Consider the following 1,922-nt stretch of genomic DNA (forward strand, 5'->3'; position numbering starts at 1 on the left):
ACTATATAACGATCGTTATATCATTTACGTAGCGGGTAGTCTACCTTTCTCCAGAAAGGAGGTATTCCAGCCGCACCTTCCGGTACGGCTACCTTGTTACGACTTAGCCCCAGTTATCGGTTTTACCCTAGGACGCTCCTTGCGGTTACATACTTTAGGTACCCCCAACTTCCATGGCTTGACGGGCGGTGTGTACAAGGCCCGGGAACGTATTCACCGTATCATTGCTGATATACGATTACTAGCGAATCCAACTTCAAGAGGTCGAGTTGCAGACCTCTATCCGAACTGTGAATGGCTTTTGGAGATTTGCTTGCTGTTACCAGCTTGCTGCCCTCTGTACCATCCATTGTAGCACGTGTGTAGCCCCGGACGTAAGGGCCATGATGACTTGACGTCGTCCCCTCCTTCCTCTCTGTTTGCACAGGCAGTCTGTTTAGAGTCCCCACCATGACGTGCTGGCAACTAAACATAGGGGTTGCGCTCGTTGCGGGACTTAACCCAACACCTCACGGCACGAGCTGACGACAGCCATGCAGCACCTAGTTTCGTGTCCTTGCGGACTCATCTATCTCTAAATGATTCACTAACTTTCAAGCCCGGGTAAGGTTCCTCGCGTATCATCGAATTAAACCACATGCTCCTCCGCTTGTGCGGGCCCCCGTCAATTCCTTTGAGTTTCAATCTTGCGACCGTACTCCCCAGGTGGAATACTTAACGCTTTCGCTTAGCCGCTAACTGTGTATCGCTAACAGCGAGTATTCATCGTTTAGGGCGTGGACTACCAGGGTATCTAATCCTGTTTGATCCCCACGCTTTCGTGCCTCAGCGTCAATAAAATCATAGTAAGCTGCCTTCGCAATCGGTGTTCTGTGACATATCTATGCATTTCACCGCTACTTGTCACATTCCGCCTACCTCTAATTCATTCAAGCTCTTCAGTATCAAGGGCACTGCGATGGTTGAGCCACCGTCTTTCACCCCTGACTTAAAAAGCCGCCTACGCACCCTTTAAACCCAATAAATCCGGATAACGCTTGGATCCTCCGTATTACCGCGGCTGCTGGCACGGAGTTAGCCGATCCTTATTCCTTCGGTACATTCAGCTACTTACACGTAAGTAGGTTTATTCCCGAATAAAAGCAGTTTACGACCCAGAGGGCTGTCTTCCTGCACGCGGCATGGCTGGTTCAGAGTTGCCTCCATTGACCAATATTCCTTACTGCTGCCTCCCGTAGGAGTCTGGTCCGTGTCTCAGTACCAGTGTGGGGGGTCATCCTCTCAGATCCCCTAGACATCGTGGTCTTGGTGGGCCGTTACCCCGCCAACTAACTAATGTCACGCATGCCCATCTTAATCCTATAAATATTTGATCATTGTACAATGCTGTACTGTGATTTTATGCGGTGTTAATCCGAATTTCTTCGGGCTATCCCCCTGATTAAGGTAGGTTGCATACGCGTTACGCACCCGTGCGCCACTTTCCCTTCTAGCAAGCTAAAAGGTATCGTTCGACTTGCATGTATTAGGCCTGCCGCTAGCGTTCATCCTGAGCCAGGATCAAACTCTCCATTGTAAAATGTTGTGTTTGAACGCTGACCATTCTTAACTTGTATTAATAATAGTCTTTATTCTTATTTGTCTGTCAGAATAGACTTAAAAAACTTGCGCGGTTCATGTACTTTGAACTTGTACTAGTTTACCTCGCTACGTTTGTAAATGACATCTCTTTAATGAACTTCTCGGTAGTACCTCACGGTTACCTATATATGTTGCAATGTTTCGTTTCCAGCGCCTCAGGTCTTATTGTTCCTGTTTTACTCTCTTCAATTCATCGTTTCAATCTTGTTTTTTAGAACCCTTAACATCCGTTAAGAATCTTTCCCTTTTTGTTGGGACTGCAAAGGTAGGAATCTTTTTTA

1 rRNA gene is annotated in these 1,922 nt (G+C 47.2%); it reads right to left on the reverse strand.

Going from position 1 to position 1,922, the window contains the following annotated elements:
* Positions 1 to 54: 54 nt before the first annotated feature.
* A 16S ribosomal RNA gene (locus tag HDF25_RS25645) occupies positions 55 to 1,576 on the reverse strand.
* Between the last annotated feature and the right edge of the window lie 346 nt (positions 1,577 to 1,922).

This window comes from Pedobacter cryoconitis, assembly GCF_014207135.1.
Taxonomy (GTDB): domain Bacteria; phylum Bacteroidota; class Bacteroidia; order Sphingobacteriales; family Sphingobacteriaceae; genus Pedobacter; species Pedobacter cryoconitis_D.